Origin of the sequence: Mycobacterium sp. E2238, assembly GCF_001672665.1 — a bacterium.
Taxonomy (GTDB): Bacteria; Actinomycetota; Actinomycetes; order Mycobacteriales; family Mycobacteriaceae; genus Mycobacterium.
The window spans coordinates 15,718-29,286 of sequence record NZ_LZKF01000139.1 but is presented as its reverse complement, the minus strand read 5'-3'; the positions used below and the strand labels follow the sequence as shown (position 1 = coordinate 29,286).

Below are 13,569 nucleotides of genomic sequence, written 5' to 3'. Positions count from 1 at the left end.
TGCGTGCCCATTTCCTCCGGCGGCCCCGTGCATTCATCGACGGATTGCGTACCCAGAAGTCTCGCGGGCCGAACAAATCACAACTCCCAACCGGCTCTGTCGTCTCCATCGACCGGTGGCCGATCGTAACGGCCACGGCAAGGTCGGCGGGAACTCACTGACCTTTCAGGCTGCCGATGCGAAGCGAGAAATCCTTGGGTGTCGACTGCTCCTGGGGCGTCGACTGCGTGGTGGCCTCAATTTCCTCGACGTAGCGTCGCGGGTCGCGGTCGACGATCGGTAATCCCTCGGTCGTGGGGTGTTCGGCCATGAAATCGCTGTATTGCCGACCGAGCGCTTCGCGGAGGCCGATGGGGGCGGCGCGACGGAAGTCGGACAACCCTTCGCGCTCCTCTTCGCCCATGTGCTCGTCGTTGGCCTCCCGGGTGCGGCCGACGGCCGCCCACCACTGCTCGGTGCCGGCCCGGGCCGCGTTGGCGTCGCGCACCCCGTCGCGAATGTCGTTGTGGTCCCCGATGGCGTCGAGCGTCTCGCCCTCGGCGTCGTCGGTGCCCCGCTTCAGCAATTGCGGGTAGAAGATCTTCTCTTCGATGTAGGCGTGCACGTCCAGCTTGTCGGCGAGGGGACGCCACACCCGCTCCAGCGCGCGTTCGTCAGTCGGTGTCTGCGCCTGCAGGTAATCCAGCTGAGCGAACTGTTCGCGGAACCACTCATGATCAGCGAGGATCAACATGGTGATGTCAGCCATCGCGCCGCCCCACCTCCCTCACCGCTACGGTTCGCGGCCATGGTGTCCCATAGCGGCGGGCCAGTCAACCGGCCGGGAATGCTCCAGAAGGGCTGCATACACCGTGCGGATACACTAGGGCACCAGTGTGTCGATCGCCCTTGATCGCACGCCGCAAAAATCCACCACAATCAGAGGTTGTTTTGTGCCTGAGAACCGCAGCGAGCCCGTGAGCCTAGAGCCGCATTTCGACGACGTTCAGGCGCACTACGATCTGTCCGACGAATTCTTCGCGCTCTTCCTGGACCCGACTCGCACCTACAGCTGCGCGTATTTCGAGCGCGAAGACATGACCCTGGAAGAGGCGCAGCTCGCGAAGGTCGACCTGTCGCTCGGCAAACTCGGGCTGCAAGCCGGCCAGACGCTGCTCGACATCGGCTGCGGCTGGGGCACCACCATCGTCCGGGCGCTCGAACAGTACGACGTCAACGTCGTCGGCCTGACCCTGAGCCGCAACCAGCAGGCACACGTGCAGCAGCGCCTGGACCAGCATCCCAGCCCGCGCAGCAAGCGGGCGCTGCTGCAGGGCTGGGAGCAGTTCGACGAAAAGGTGGACCGCATCGTGTCCATCGGCGCCTTCGAGCACTTCGGGCGCGACCGCTATCCCGACTTCTTCAAGATGGCCTACGAGGCGCTGCCCGACGACGGCGTGATGATGCTGCACACCATCATCCAGCCCAGCCAGGAAGAGTTCGAGGAGCGGGGCCTGCCCATCACCATGACCAAACTGCGGTTCATGAAATTCATCATGGACGAGATCTTCCCGGGCGGAGACCTGCCCGCCGCCAAGACCGTCGAAGAGCACGCGACCCGCGCCGGCTTCAGCCTCAAGCTCTACCAGCCGCTGCGCCTGCACTACGCGCGCACCCTCGACACCTGGTCGGCCGCGCTCGAGTCGCGCCGCGAGGAGGCCATCGCGATCCAGTCCCAAGAGGTCTACGACCGGTACATGAAATACCTGACCGGTTGCGCCGACCTGTTCCGCGAGGGCTACACGGACGTCGCGCAGTTCACCCTGACCAAGGGCTGACGACCCCGGCTCCCATCCGGGAGGACATAACTGGCCCGGCGGGTCGGTTTATCGGCACCCCGCGCGGGGTAAATCCACGAGCAACAACCTGTTTCGGTGCGCGTCGACCGTCGTCGGCGCAAAACCGCAGGGAAGGACTGATCGTGGGTGCCAAGCATCGAATGACCGCGACCCTGGAGCAAAGACCGCGGGCCGGCTCAACCGCGCGGCGCAGGCCGGGTGCCGCCACGATATGTGATGTCGTTTCCGCGTCGACGCTGTGCGCGGCGGCGTGTGCGGTGCTGGTGCTCAATGTCCCGCACAGCGAAAAGCGAACGATCGAGGTGAGCCAGGAGCCGCCTGCGGCTGCGCAGCCCGTGCGGCAAGTGGGCACGGTGATCGCCGTGACGGCGGGCTCGGTCACCGCGCGCAGCGCCAACGGGTACACCCAGACCTATCTGGTCACCCCCAACACCACGCTCATCGGTCGCGGCGGCCAATCCGCTGCTGCCGCTACGCATTTCACGCTCAACGACAGTGTTGAGATCGTCGGAACCATTCAGAATGGCACCGTCCTGGCCACCGCGGTGGCCGATCGCAACGCCGGGCGCGGCGACGGGCCGCCGATGGATTACCTTGACGGTCAGATAGTTCCGGTCGGCCGCACCTGAATCCTTCCTGGCGCAAAGAATCTGCCGCTCGGCGCCTTCCACGAACAGCCCTGCCGGGCTAGTCTCTGTGCCATCCAGCCAGAGGAGGGCCCATGGGCGAGCAGGAAGTAAAGATGATCATCCTGTCCACCGACGACCTCGATGAGTCGATCCGGTTCTACAGCGAGACTTTGGGCATGCCGCTGAAATTCCGCGACGGGGCGCACTTCGCCGCCCTCGACGGCGGACCGGTAACGCTCGCGCTGGCGACCTCCGTGGACCATCCCATACCCGGTCAGGTCGTCGTCGGCATCAAGACCGCCGACGTCGACGCCGCGGCCAAGGCGGTGGAGGCCAGCGGCGGCGGGATCGTCAAAGCCCCGTACGACGACGCGCACGAACGCCGCGCCGTGGTCTACGACAACAAGGGCAACGGTCTGGTGTTCTACAAACCGCTCGCCCGCTGACAACTACTTGCCGGTGCGCTCGCGGTGCTTGCACCCCGGCCAGCAGCATGGGCGGCGCTTGCCTTCTTCCAGCTCCTCCTGCGTCCGGCGGATGCGGCGCTGTCGGGTCGTTTCCTGCTTCGCGTCCTCGACCCAGCAGATGAACTCGTTGCGGGCCAGCGGCGTGATGTCCTTCCACGCGGCGAGGGCCGTGGCGTTGCCGATCAACGACTCGCGCAGGTCCGCCGGGAGCTTGTGCACCACCCCGCCGGGTATTCGCTGGCTGCTCATGGGGTTAGGCTAACCCGCCGTTCAGGCTCAAATGTGCGCTGTCGTCGTGTAATTCGTCGCGGCGCAGGCCCATGGGTGTGAGGTCTGGGACGTCCCCGCCGGCGACCACCGCGCGGGTGAGGGGCGTGAGCGCCCGAAACAGCGTCTCCACCTCGTCGTCATCGAGCGCGTCGAGCGCGGACAGCGAGAGCGCATCGGTGGAGCGTTCGATGTGGTCCTTCAGTTCCCGGCCGGCCGCGGTGAGCGAGCCGTCATCGTCCAGCAGTCCCCGTTCGGTCAGCCGCTGCTCGTGGTGCTGCCACGCGGCCTCGTCGTAGTCACGGGTCCGCGCGATGTACTCGCGCGGAACTCCGCCGGCCGCGGCATGCAACACGTTGGACTCTCGTCCCCAGATGCCGGCGGCCGCCAGCACAGCGACGTGCCCGTCGCCCCGGTGCTCGCGCAGCAGCGTCGTCGCGTGCCACAGCGCGGCCAGCGGATCGTCCGGCCACGGCAAGGCCAGGTTGGCGGCGAACAGCGGGCGCGCGTCCAGCGGGGCGTGCCGGGCCGCCTTGCCCGCCAATTCCGCTGCGGTACGGATGTTTTCGTCATCGCCCAGCCCGTAGCGGCGCAGCGCCGCGACGGCGGATTCCTGCCGGGCCCGCAACGCCGCGGCCGGGCCGGCGACCTCCCACGCCGCCGGCAGCGCCTTGGCGACGCGCTCGGGAGCGAAGTTGTAGAAGATCGCGGTGACCACCTGCCGGGGCACCGGGCCCAGCGGCGCCGATCGGGCGGCGAAGTAGCCCATCCAGAAGCCGCGGTAGCCCAGACCGTCCAGCGCCGCCCGTGCCTCCGGAGCGAAATACGTCACCGCATGTAGCGGTTCGAACCGGTCGAAGAAGCGCCGCGCCAGCGCCGGCTCTCTTTGCACGATCGCAGTTAACCACACTCGCCGCTTCGGGCGGCCCTGACGACGGCACGCCGGATCGCCTCGTACCCGGTGCAGCGGCAGAGATTGGAAGTTAGCAGCTCCCGCAGCCGCTCCGCGTCGTCGACGATGCCGGGGTCGGCGTCCAGCGCACCCGCCGCCAGCATCAGGAAACCCGGAGTGCAGAAACCGCACTGCAACGCGTGCTCGGCCGAAAACGCTTGCTGCAACGGGTGATCGGTGCCATCCGGTGCGGCGAGACCCTCCACCGTGCGGATCTCGCGCCCGCCGCACTGAACGGCGAACATCAGGCAGGAGCGCACAGCGTCGCCGTCGACCAACACCGTGCAGGCCCCGCAGACGCCGTGTTCGCAGCCGAGGTGGGTGCCGGTCAGCCCGCAGTCCTCGCGCAGGGCGTCGGCGAGCGTGCGACGCGGCGGCACGTCAATGACGTACTGGCGCCCGTTGACCGTCAACTCGATGTGCACGGCATCATCCTCGGGCTCGGGCCTGGACGAGGGCGCGGCGGGTGAGCACGCCCACCGCGTGCCGTTGGTATCCGATGTCCGCGTGCGGCTGGGGGATCGGCGCGGCGTCCTCCTCGGCGGCGGCGCGCGCAGCGGCGGCGATGGCGGAGTCGTCGAACGGACGCCCGATCAACGCGGCCTCGGCCGCGGCCGCGCGCAACGGTCGGTCCGCCGCGTTGACCAGTCCCACCGAGGCGGATGCGACGCGGCCGTCCGCGACGGTCACGGCCACCGCCACCGCGAGTTCGGCGAAGCTGGCGTGGGTGCGCCGATGTTCGACGAAGCCGACGGCGGTGCCGTCCGGCAGCAGGGGCAGGCGCACCTCGGCGAGCAGTTCGTCGGGGCGCCGGACCGTGGTGAACGGGCCGGTGAAGAAATCCTCCGCGCGCACCGTGCGCCGCCCGCCCGAGCCGAGCAGGTCGACTTCGGCCCCCAGCGCCACCGCGATCGTCGGCCACTCCGCCGCCGGGTGGGCGTACGCGAGGCTGCCCAGCATCGTGCCCCTGGCGCGGATCGGAGGGTGGGCGATGTGGTGGGCGACGCGGCCCAACAGCTCACCCAGTGGCCCTGGCGCGCAACCGGATTCGAACGCACGGTGCCTGACCAGCGGGCCGACCCGCAGCACCGCGCCGTCGCGCGTCATGCGGTCGAAACCCGCGACGCCGTTGATGTCGACCAGCCGCCGGGGCCGGATGGCGCGGAAATTCATCTCCAGCACCAGGCTTTGCCCGCCGGCCAAAACGTGCGCATCGCCGTCGGCGAGCGCGGCCACGGCTTCGTCTACGCTGCGCGCGGCGACGTAGTCGAACGGCGCGGGTTTCATCGGGTGGCCCGCCAGCAGTTGTACGCGGTGAGCGGCATCTGCAGTCGGGAGGGGTCGTCGATTCCGAGCGCGTCGACGACGGCGTTGACGATTGCGGGGGGCGTTCCGATGCAGCCCGCCTCGCCGGCGCCCTTCGCGCCCAGCGGTGTGTTCGGGTTGGGCGTGCAGGTCTCCGCGAACCGCAGCGGCGGCAGCTCCGAGATGGTCGGGATCAGGTAGTCGAGCAGGCTGACCGTGGCCGGGCGACCGTCCGGGTCGTAGCGCACTTCCTCGCACATGGCCTGCCCGAGCCCCTGCACCGTCGAGCCGTAACCCTGCCCGTCGACGATCAACGGATTCACCACGACGCCGTAGTCGTCCACGGCGACGACCTTCAGCACGGCGATCTCCCAAAGCTCGGTGTCGACCTCGACCACGGCGATGTACGCGCCGAACGGAAACCCTTCCGGCGGCGCGAATATCTCGTCGGCGCGCAATTGTCCCTCCGCGGCCAGGTCGGCCAGACTCATCGCGTGGCCGCCGGCGTGCACCTCGCCCTTGCGGTATTCCACGTCGGCGGCCGGGACGGCGCGGATTTCCGCCATGCGCTGCCGGGCGGTCTCGATCAACTTGCCGCCCGCCCGGTGCAACGCGGCGCCGCCCGTCTGCATCGACCGGCTGGCGAATGAGCCGATGCCCTGGGGGATCACGGCGGTGTCCCCCTCGACCAGCCGCACCCGCTCCGCGTCCACGTCGAGCACCGCGGCGACCACCTGCGGGAAGGAGGTTTCATGGCCCTGGCCCGTCGAGCAGCAGCCGGACAGCGCCACAAACGTGCCGTCCGGGCAAGCTTCGACCGCGCCGAATTCGTCACCCGCCCCGGAACGTTCGACGTAAGTGCACAGCCCGATGCCGATCGGCGGCTCACCGGCGGCGCGGCGGCGGGCCTGCTCGGCGCGCCACCCGTGGTAGTCGACCTCGCGCACGGCCAGGTCCAGGGCGGCGGCGTAGTCACCGCTGTCGTAGGTGTACCCGGTCGGGGCGGCATACGGAAACGCCTCGGGGGCAATGAAATTGCGCCGCCGCAGCTCGACCGGATCTATGCCGAGCCGCCGGGCCAGCAACTCGATTGTCCGCTCGATCGCCGACGCCGCCTCGGGGCGGCCGGCGCCGCGGTACGGGCTGGTGGGCGCGGTGTTGGTGACCACGGCGCGGGCCCGCACGTGCACGTGCGGAATCGCGTAGGCGCCGGTGGCCATCAGCGCCGTCGCCGTCGGTACGAACGAGCCGGTGTGCGGGTAGCCGCCCACGTCGGCGTCGACGTGCAGCTCGTAGGCGAGGATGCGCCCTTCGGCGCTGGCCGCCATGCGGACCCGCTGGTTCTGCCCCCGCCCGTGCGGCGCACCCGTCAGCGACTCGGCACGGTCCTCCAGCCAGCGCACCGGCCGGCCCAGCCGCCGGGCCGCCGCGACCACCGCCAGGTACTCGGGCCACGTCTCACTTTTGCCGCCGAACGCGCCGCCGACGTCCGGCACGATGACACGGACCTGCTCCGGCCGCAGCCCGAACCCGGCGGCCAGGTCGCGGCGCAGCCGGTGCGGCGCCTGATGCGAAACCCACACCGTCAGCCCGCCGCCCGGCTCCGGGCGCACCACAATCGCCCGTGGCTCCATGAACATGTGCGAGACCAGTTGTTGGCGATAACCGGCCGTCACCACCACGGCCGCGTCCCGCCACACGGACTCGTCGATGCGATCGCCAAACTCCTTGTCGGTGGCGGCATTTCCCTTGCCCGGGAACAACCGCACGTCGCTGGCGGCCGCCTCGGTCGGGTCGAGCAGGACGGGCAGCGGCGCGATGTCGACACGCACTGCGTCTCGGGCGTCCTCGGCCAGATACCGATCGTCGGCGACGACGATCGCCACCGGCTCCCCGACGTAGCGCACCCGCTCGGTGGCCAGCGCCGGCCATGGCCGGCCCTCCACGGACCCCGGGTCCAGCATCGGGGGGGTGTCGGGCAGGAACGGAAGGTCGGTGTGCGACCACGCTGCGGCCACCCCCGGCAACGACCGGGCCGTCACCACGTCCACCGCGCGCAGCTCCCCGTGGGCGACGCCGCTGCGCACGAAGGCGGCATCCAGGCATCCGGGGAGGCGCAGGTCACCGACGTAGCCACCCGCTCCGCGCACCAGCCGCGAATCCTCACGGCGTTGCAGCCGCGCACCAATCATCCGGCCCATTTACCCATGTACCGGGCGTGACAAACGAATCACCCCGGGGCTCAAAGCCTCAGCAGGCGCTCGGCGTTGCGGTGGGCGATCTTCTCCCGATCGGCCTGGCTGATCGGCATCCGATCGAGAAACTCCCGGCACGCCTTGATGTTTCCATAGGGATAGTCGGCGGTGAAGACGACGCGGTCGATCCCGATGACGTTGACCATCGCCAGGTAGGCGTTGAACGACAGGCTCCAACTGGGATCCATCGCGCCGGGCCGCTGGCTGAAGAAGTCGCCGGCGAGGATGCCGCCGTAGAAGTTCTCCCGCAGGTACTCCTTCACGGTGCGCTGGAGGCCCGTCTCGGCCGGCGGAAATGAATAGTCGGTCCGCCATCCCATCCAGCTCAGCGCCTCGAAGTGGTGACCCACAATGACCTGCAACTGGGGGAACCGGTCGAACACGCCGCCGAGGATCAGTCGTAGGCAATGCAACCCGGTGTCGATGTGCCAGCCGACTCCGGCGGCCGCCAACCGTGCCGTTATCTTCCGATCAAAACCGGCGTAGTAGGCGTCGATGACCGGCAGGGGCGGCAGGGTGGGATGCAAAAAGATTGGCACGCCGAGTGATTCGGCGGATTCGAAGACCGGCCAGAAGAAGGTGTCGTCGAGGTAGCGGCCGTTGACGTGACCGTTGATCAGGGCGCCCACGAAGCCGTGGTCGCGGACGGTGCGTTCGAGCTCGGCGGCGGCCGCCGCCGGGTCGCGCATCGGCAGGGTGGCGAAGCCGCGGAACCGATCCGGGTGCCTGGCGATCGCGGCCGCTACCTCCTCGTTGGCCCGCCGCGCCAACTCGGCCGCCACCGCTGGTTCCAGCGTCTCGGGGCCCGGGACGGAGTGCGAGAGGATCTGTACGTCGATGCCCGCGGCGTCCATCGCGGCGAGCCGGCCTGCGCCCAGGTCGTTGATTCCCGGCGGCCACTCCCCGTCCGCTCCGTGCGGGCCGTAGCCCGCGTGCATCAGCAGTTCGGTCGCCGGATCCAGCCCCTGGTTGTGGTGCTCTTCGGCTATGGCCGCAAACCTGTAGTGCTCCTCGATACCGATGACCTTCATCCGTCTCCTCCCATCCATGGACACCCACGAGACCGGGGCGCTCGGCGTTCACCGGGTACCCGGCGCGGGCGGCCCCCGCATAGTCTCGAATCCGTGACCATCCCGTACGACGATGCGCTGTGTGAGCGGATTCGGGGCCACCTGGCGGACCATGAGCGTCGCGAGGTGACCGACCCGACAAAGCGGCACGCGGCGGTCGCCGTGGTGCTGGTCGACTCGGCCCTGGGCGAGGACCGGGTCGACCCGGCGCCCGTGGACGAGTGGAACGGTGACCGCCCCTTGCCGGGGGCCGGCCTCGACGGCCGGATGGTCGATGTGTCCGGCGGCGCGGCATTCCTGTTGTGCCGCAGGGCATCCCGCCTCACCTCGCACGCTGCGCAGTGGGCGCTGCCCGGTGGGCGGCTCGACCCGGGTGAGACCGCCGTCGACGCGGCATTGCGGGAACTGCACGAGGAAGTCGGCATCAGCCTGCCCGAGTCGGCCGTGCTGGGGCTCCTGGACGACTACCCCACCCGGTCCGGGTACGTGATCACCCCGGTGGTGATCTGGGGCGGCGGCCGGCTCGATCCCCGGCCGGCGCCCGAGGAGGTGGTGGCGGTGTACCGGGTGGGTCTACACCAGTTGCAACGCGACGATTCTCCGCGGTTCATCACGATCCCGGAGAGCCCCCGCCCGGTGGTGCAGATTCCGCTGGGAAACGACCTGATTCACGCCCCGACCGGCGCCGTGCTGCTGCAGCTGCGGTGGTGGTGTCTGGAAGGCCGTCACGACCCGGTGGGCGGGCTCGAACAACCGGTCTTCGCCTGGCGGTAGCGGTCGGTGGACGACCCCCGGGCAAGCGTGCCGGCTCACCGACGGCGGGTTCTCGTCTTCCTCGCCGGCGCCGACAGGCGGCGGTCGACGGCGGACAGCGCGCGCTCGGCCCACCGAATGTTCTCCTCCTCGAACGCGATTCCGCGCAGTAGCGTCAAGTAGGGACCGATTCGCTGGGCATGGGCCAGGAAGTCCTCCTCGTCGCAGCCGTCGAGCATGCGCGCCCGCAACCGTTCGTAGCGTTGCAGTTTGGCCGTCGCCCATTGCAGTCGTTCGACGATGGACTCACGCACCGCCCGCGTGTCGCCGGCGTCTGCGGCCTGGACCTTGATGAGCAGTTCATCGCGGATCACCGACGGCTTGGGCGGCCGCGCGGTGAACTCCTGGATCGCCTCGCGGCCGGCATCGGTCAGCGAGAACAGGCGCTTGTTGGGCCGCCGCTCCTGGTGCACCACCCGCGCCGCGATGAGACCTTGCTCGGCGAGCCGGTCGAGCTCGCGGTACAGCTGCTGCGGCGTGGCCATCCAGAAGTTCGCGACCGAGGCGTCGAATTCTTTGGCCAGGTCGTATCCGGATGACTCCCCCTCGAGAAGGGCCGCCAATACCGCATCCCGCAGCGACATCGACACAGGCTACAACGCGATGAGTAATCAACAAAGTGATTAATCGCACTATGGACATGCCGGGGCCTTCGGCATAGCGTCAACGGCACTCCTGAAACGAATTCACTAGGCGAGGTGTCGGATGCATCCGTTCCGCAAGGCGGTCGAAGAACGCGACGAGAAGGGCATCCAGGCGCTGCTTGCCGACGACGTGGTGTTCACCAGCCCGGTGGCGTTCAAGCCGTACGTCGGCAAGCCGATCACCGCCGCGATCCTGCGCGGCGTCATGCGTGTCTTCGAGGACTTCCGCTACGTCCGTGAGATCCACGACGGGGGCGGTCGCGACCATGCGTTCGTGTTCGAGACCGGGATCGCCGGAGCGCCGGGGGTCAAGATCACCGGTTGCGACTTCCTGCACTTGAACGACGACGACCTCATCGACGATTTCGTGGTGATGGTGCGACCGCTATCCGGCGCGAAGGCGCTGTCGGAGGCGATGGGCGCCCAGTTCGACCGAATCCAGCAGGAGGCGCTCGAGCTGGCCGACGAGTTCACCACCGCGTAGGAGTAGCGAGCATGCGAATCGGATTGGGCATCAACTACGCGGGCGGTTTCAAGGACGTGGCGGCCGAAGTGGCCGACCTCGAGCGCGCCGGACTCGACATTGTCTTTGTCCCCGAGGCGTATTCGTTCGACGCGGTGAGCGCGCTGGGCTACCTGGCCGCCAGCACCGACCGGGTCGGGCTGGCCTCGGGGATCCTGCAGCTCTACACCAGAACGCCGACGCTGACCGCGATGACCGCGGCCGGCCTGGACTACGTCTCCGACGGTCGGTTCACGCTGGGCCTGGGAGCTTCGGGCCCACAGGTCATCGAGGGCTTCCACGGTGTCCCGTACGACGCGCCGATCGCCCGGACCCGCGAGGTGATCGACATCTGCCGCCAGGTGTGGCGGCGCGAGACGCTCACACACCAAGGCAGGTACTACACGATCCCGCTGCCCGCCGGGCAGGGCACCGGGCTTGGCAAGCCGCTCAAGCTGATCAATAAGCCCGTGCGGGAACGTATTCCGATCCTGGTGGCGGCGCTGGGACCCAAGAACGTCGAGCTGGCGGCCGAGATCGCCGAGGGCTGGCAGCCGATCTTCTACCTGCCCGAGAAGGCGTCGCAGGTATGGGGAGAGGCGCTGGCCGCCGGCCGGGCCAAGCGCGACCCCAGTCTGGGTGACCTCGACATCTACGCCGGACCGGTGCTGGCCATCGGCGAAAACGTGGAACCACTAAGGGAATTCGTCAAACCCCACCTCGCCCTCTACATCGGCGGAATGGGCGCCAAGGGCAAGAACTTCTACCACGCCCTGGCGACCAAGTACGGCTACGGCCCGCAGGCCGATCGGATTCAAGAGCTCTACCTTGCCGGGGACAAGGACGGCGCCGCCAAGGTCGTCCCCGACGAACTCGTGCGGGACGTGAACCTCATCGGCAGCCGCGAATTCGTCAAGGACCGCGTGGCCGCGTTCCGGGAGGCCGGGGTTACCACGCTCAATGTCTCGCCCATCGCGTCCACAACCGCCGAGCGGATCAAGCTGATCGAGACGCTGCGCGAACTCGTCTGACCGTCGGGCCTCGTCAGCCCTGGCGGTGGGCGCCTCGGCGGAGTCGAACCGCTCGAGTCACGGCCGTCAGCAGCGCCAGCGCCGCCATCACGGCGAGGATGGCCGTCGAAACAGTCGACCCGACCGTCGTCAGAATCAGCGGCAGGCCGAAACCGATGTACGTCACCACGTAGAACGCGCCAACGAGCGCGCCTCGCAAGCGTTTTGGCGCCGCGGCCTCCAGGTCGATCAAGCCCTCGCGCAGACACAGACCGGAGGCGCTGCCCAGCACCAGGAACAGTGGCAGACCGAGCGCCGGCGACATGGCCGGCGGGGCCAGCGCGGTGACCGCGTAGCCGAGCGCGGCGAGCACCGCACCGGCGGTGCCGGCCTGCGGCCCCCACCGGCGCGCGCGGGCGAGCACTTGGATAAGCCCGCTGACCCCGTTGACCAGCAGCGTGGCCAGGCCGGCGGCCATCGGAGCCGCGAGCCCGGTGTGCACGCGGCTGGGGATCGCGATGAATCCGAGTGTCGCCGAAGCGAATACCCACGGCGCCAGCGGCATCGCCCAACTCAACGCCCGCGCCGCACCCCGCCCGCCGCCGCTCGACGGCTCCCAAACCTGGGTGGTTTCCTGCTCCGTGGCCCTCGCTCGCCCCGCGACGACGATCGCGACGGCCATCGCGGCCACTCCGACGGCGGCCGCGATCCCGAACGACAGCCGGACGCCGACCGGACCCGCGCCGGCGATCAACGCTCCCGCGAACGGGCCGATCGCGAAGCCGGCCATCAACGCCGCGCCCGCGGCGGCCGCGCCGGCGGGGCCTTTCAGGTCCGAGGCCCACGCGGTGCAGGAACTCATGGCCAGCCCGACCCCGAGCCCGACTACCAGGCGTCCCAGCAGCAGAACGTCGTACTGCTGCGAATAGAACATGGCCACCGTCCCCGCCACGGCGGTAGCCGTCCCCGCCAGTGCCACCGACCGACGCCCGAAGGCATCCGAGGCGCGTCCGCCGACGATCAGACCGGGCAGCAAGCCCAGCGCGTAGATGCCGAAGATCGCATCCAGGGTGGCCGAGCTGAGGTGCTGCCGAACGCTGAGCAAGGGCATCAACGCGACGAAGTGGTTGGCCACCCAGCCGATGGACAGCAACAACACCAGGACGGCGGCGAACGCGCTCCGGACCGGAGCCGGGCCGTCACCCATGTCCAGCGTGGCCAAAGCCGACGGCGGAGTTGACCCGTTGGACCCGGACACCGGACGTTCCTCCCCTCGGGTCCCGGCGCGGTGGGGACCGACGAAACCTAAACGACGACGCGGACGTGGCAGTTATTCCCGTTCGGCAGCGAGATGCACGCTGCGCAAACGGCTGATTCACCGGCGCAATCGCACGGCGGGGTTTCAAATCGGTCGATTTGGTGTACTGATACCACTACTCGGCTCCAGGAAGGCAAACGATGAAGCAAATTGCGGCCGCCACGTTCGCGATCGCCGCCGTGCTGCTGTCCAGCGCGTGTTCGGCCTCACAGGTCATCAACACCGGCGGCGACACCAAGTGCAAGGACTTCACCTCTCAGGACGAGAAGAAGCAGAACGACGAGGTCAGCAAGATGCTGAAGGACAAGAACGGCACGGACCCCGCCAACGCTGAGATCTCGGCCACCCGACTGTCGGCGCTGACGTACTGCCAGACGTTGGGCAAGCCGGACACCAAGATCTCCGACGCGCCCCACGGCTGACGGTCACTGCGGCGGTGAGCCGCACCTTCGGAACGCGCGCCGCACTGGCGCGATGGGGAAGCGCAGGTGCGCCGGCG

The 13,569-nt window shown here is 68.9% G+C and carries 16 protein-coding genes; 7 read left to right on the top strand and 9 right to left on the bottom strand.

Translation table 11 applies throughout. The features are described 5' to 3' along the window. Positions 1-154: 154 nt before the first annotated feature. Entirely contained in the window at positions 155-748 is a 594-nt protein-coding gene (locus A5711_RS11565) for a hemerythrin domain-containing protein (RefSeq protein ID WP_067946520.1), read from the bottom strand. 184 nt (positions 749-932) lie between these two features. On the opposite strand from A5711_RS11565, the gene A5711_RS11560 reads away from it, so the two are divergent. From A5711_RS11560 to A5711_RS11550, 3 genes are all read left to right on the top strand, one after another. Further along, positions 933-1,817, top strand: coding sequence for a cyclopropane mycolic acid synthase family methyltransferase (locus A5711_RS11560; RefSeq protein WP_067946518.1), 885 nt, complete (start codon positions 933-935; stop codon positions 1,815-1,817). A 143-nt stretch (positions 1,818-1,960) separates the two neighbouring features. Beyond that, complete coding sequence (locus A5711_RS11555; RefSeq protein ID WP_067946516.1) at positions 1,961-2,467, top strand: hypothetical protein; 507 nt, start codon at positions 1,961-1,963, stop codon at positions 2,465-2,467. Positions 2,468-2,559: 92 nt separating this feature from the next. Beyond that, the gene (locus A5711_RS11550) at positions 2,560-2,913 is read left to right on the top strand and encodes a VOC family protein (protein WP_067946514.1); all 354 of its coding nucleotides are present in this window, start codon (positions 2,560-2,562) and stop codon (positions 2,911-2,913) included. Positions 2,914-2,916: 3 nt separating this feature from the next. Here the strand turns inward: A5711_RS11550 and A5711_RS11545 are convergent, their stop codons facing one another. Genes A5711_RS11545 through A5711_RS11520 form a run of 6 tightly spaced genes read right to left on the bottom strand, consistent with a single transcriptional unit; the run spans position 2,917 to position 8,744 of the window. Beyond that, complete coding sequence (locus A5711_RS11545) at positions 2,917-3,183, bottom strand: YdeI/OmpD-associated family protein (protein ID WP_067946512.1); 267 nt, start codon at positions 3,181-3,183, stop codon at positions 2,917-2,919. Positions 3,184-3,187: 4 nt separating this feature from the next. Continuing rightward, positions 3,188-4,093, bottom strand: a complete 906-nt coding sequence (locus tag A5711_RS11540) for a hypothetical protein (protein ID WP_067946510.1) — start codon at positions 4,091-4,093, stop codon at positions 3,188-3,190. 8 nt (positions 4,094-4,101) lie between these two features. Next, positions 4,102-4,578, bottom strand: coding sequence for a (2Fe-2S)-binding protein (locus A5711_RS11535; RefSeq protein WP_067946508.1), 477 nt, complete (start codon positions 4,576-4,578; stop codon positions 4,102-4,104). A gap of 4 nt (positions 4,579-4,582) precedes the next feature. After that, positions 4,583-5,440 (bottom strand): xanthine dehydrogenase family protein subunit M, encoded by an 858-nt coding sequence (locus A5711_RS11530; RefSeq protein ID WP_067946505.1) that lies wholly within the window; start codon positions 5,438-5,440, stop codon positions 4,583-4,585. After that, a complete protein-coding gene (locus tag A5711_RS11525; protein WP_197520785.1) occupies positions 5,437-7,659 on the bottom strand; it encodes a xanthine dehydrogenase family protein molybdopterin-binding subunit in 2,223 nt (740 codons plus the stop codon). The genes A5711_RS11530 and A5711_RS11525 overlap by 4 nt, the downstream gene beginning before the upstream one ends. Before the next feature lie 41 nt (positions 7,660-7,700). Beyond that, positions 7,701-8,744, bottom strand: a complete 1,044-nt coding sequence (locus A5711_RS11520; protein WP_067946503.1) for an amidohydrolase family protein — start codon at positions 8,742-8,744, stop codon at positions 7,701-7,703. A gap of 93 nt (positions 8,745-8,837) precedes the next feature. Here A5711_RS11520 and A5711_RS11515 point away from each other — a divergent pair, with 93 nt between their 5' ends. Further along, positions 8,838-9,557, top strand: coding sequence for a CoA pyrophosphatase (locus A5711_RS11515; RefSeq protein ID WP_067946501.1), 720 nt, complete (start codon positions 8,838-8,840; stop codon positions 9,555-9,557). 35 nt (positions 9,558-9,592) lie between these two features. On the opposite strand, the gene A5711_RS11510 is transcribed toward A5711_RS11515, so the two are convergent. Continuing rightward, complete coding sequence (locus A5711_RS11510; protein WP_067946560.1) at positions 9,593-10,180, bottom strand: PadR family transcriptional regulator; 588 nt, start codon at positions 10,178-10,180, stop codon at positions 9,593-9,595. A gap of 121 nt (positions 10,181-10,301) precedes the next feature. Here A5711_RS11510 and A5711_RS11505 point away from each other — a divergent pair, with 121 nt between their 5' ends. Then, entirely contained in the window at positions 10,302-10,724 is a 423-nt protein-coding gene (locus A5711_RS11505) for a nuclear transport factor 2 family protein (protein WP_067946499.1), read from the top strand. An 11-nt stretch (positions 10,725-10,735) separates the two neighbouring features. Further along, complete coding sequence (locus A5711_RS11500; protein ID WP_067946497.1) at positions 10,736-11,773, top strand: LLM class F420-dependent oxidoreductase; 1,038 nt, start codon at positions 10,736-10,738, stop codon at positions 11,771-11,773. A gap of 13 nt (positions 11,774-11,786) precedes the next feature. On the opposite strand, the gene A5711_RS11495 is transcribed toward A5711_RS11500, so the two are convergent. Then, the gene (locus A5711_RS11495; RefSeq protein WP_067946558.1) at positions 11,787-12,959 is read right to left on the bottom strand and encodes an MFS transporter; all 1,173 of its coding nucleotides are present in this window, start codon (positions 12,957-12,959) and stop codon (positions 11,787-11,789) included. A gap of 251 nt (positions 12,960-13,210) precedes the next feature. On the opposite strand from A5711_RS11495, the gene A5711_RS11490 reads away from it, so the two are divergent. Beyond that, the gene (locus A5711_RS11490; protein WP_067946495.1) at positions 13,211-13,492 is read left to right on the top strand and encodes a hypothetical protein; all 282 of its coding nucleotides are present in this window, start codon (positions 13,211-13,213) and stop codon (positions 13,490-13,492) included. Positions 13,493-13,569 lie beyond the last annotated feature (77 nt).

Bases quoted from the DNA above. Each gene is read 5' to 3' on its own strand.
- A5711_RS11565 (WP_067946520.1), bottom strand. From the start codon at position 748: ATGGCTGACATCACCATGTTGATCCTCGCTGATCATGAGTGGTTCCGC.
- A5711_RS11545 (WP_067946512.1), bottom strand. From the start codon at position 3,183: ATGAGCAGCCAGCGAATACCCGGCGGGGTGGTGCACAAGCTCCCGGCG.
- A5711_RS11495 (WP_067946558.1), bottom strand. From the start codon at position 12,959: ATGGGTGACGGCCCGGCTCCGGTCCGGAGCGCGTTCGCCGCCGTCCTG.
- A5711_RS11550 (WP_067946514.1), top strand. From the start codon at position 2,560: ATGGGCGAGCAGGAAGTAAAGATGATCATCCTGTCCACCGACGACCTC.
- A5711_RS11510 (WP_067946560.1), bottom strand. From the start codon at position 10,180: ATGTCGCTGCGGGATGCGGTATTGGCGGCCCTTCTCGAGGGGGAGTCA.
- A5711_RS11490 (WP_067946495.1), top strand. From the start codon at position 13,211: ATGAAGCAAATTGCGGCCGCCACGTTCGCGATCGCCGCCGTGCTGCTG.
- A5711_RS11500 (WP_067946497.1), top strand. From the start codon at position 10,736: ATGCGAATCGGATTGGGCATCAACTACGCGGGCGGTTTCAAGGACGTG.
- A5711_RS11530 (WP_067946505.1), bottom strand. From the start codon at position 5,440: ATGAAACCCGCGCCGTTCGACTACGTCGCCGCGCGCAGCGTAGACGAA.
- A5711_RS11505 (WP_067946499.1), top strand. From the start codon at position 10,302: ATGCATCCGTTCCGCAAGGCGGTCGAAGAACGCGACGAGAAGGGCATC.
- A5711_RS11525 (WP_197520785.1), bottom strand. From the start codon at position 7,659: ATGGGCCGGATGATTGGTGCGCGGCTGCAACGCCGTGAGGATTCGCGG.
- A5711_RS11520 (WP_067946503.1), bottom strand. From the start codon at position 8,744: ATGAAGGTCATCGGTATCGAGGAGCACTACAGGTTTGCGGCCATAGCC.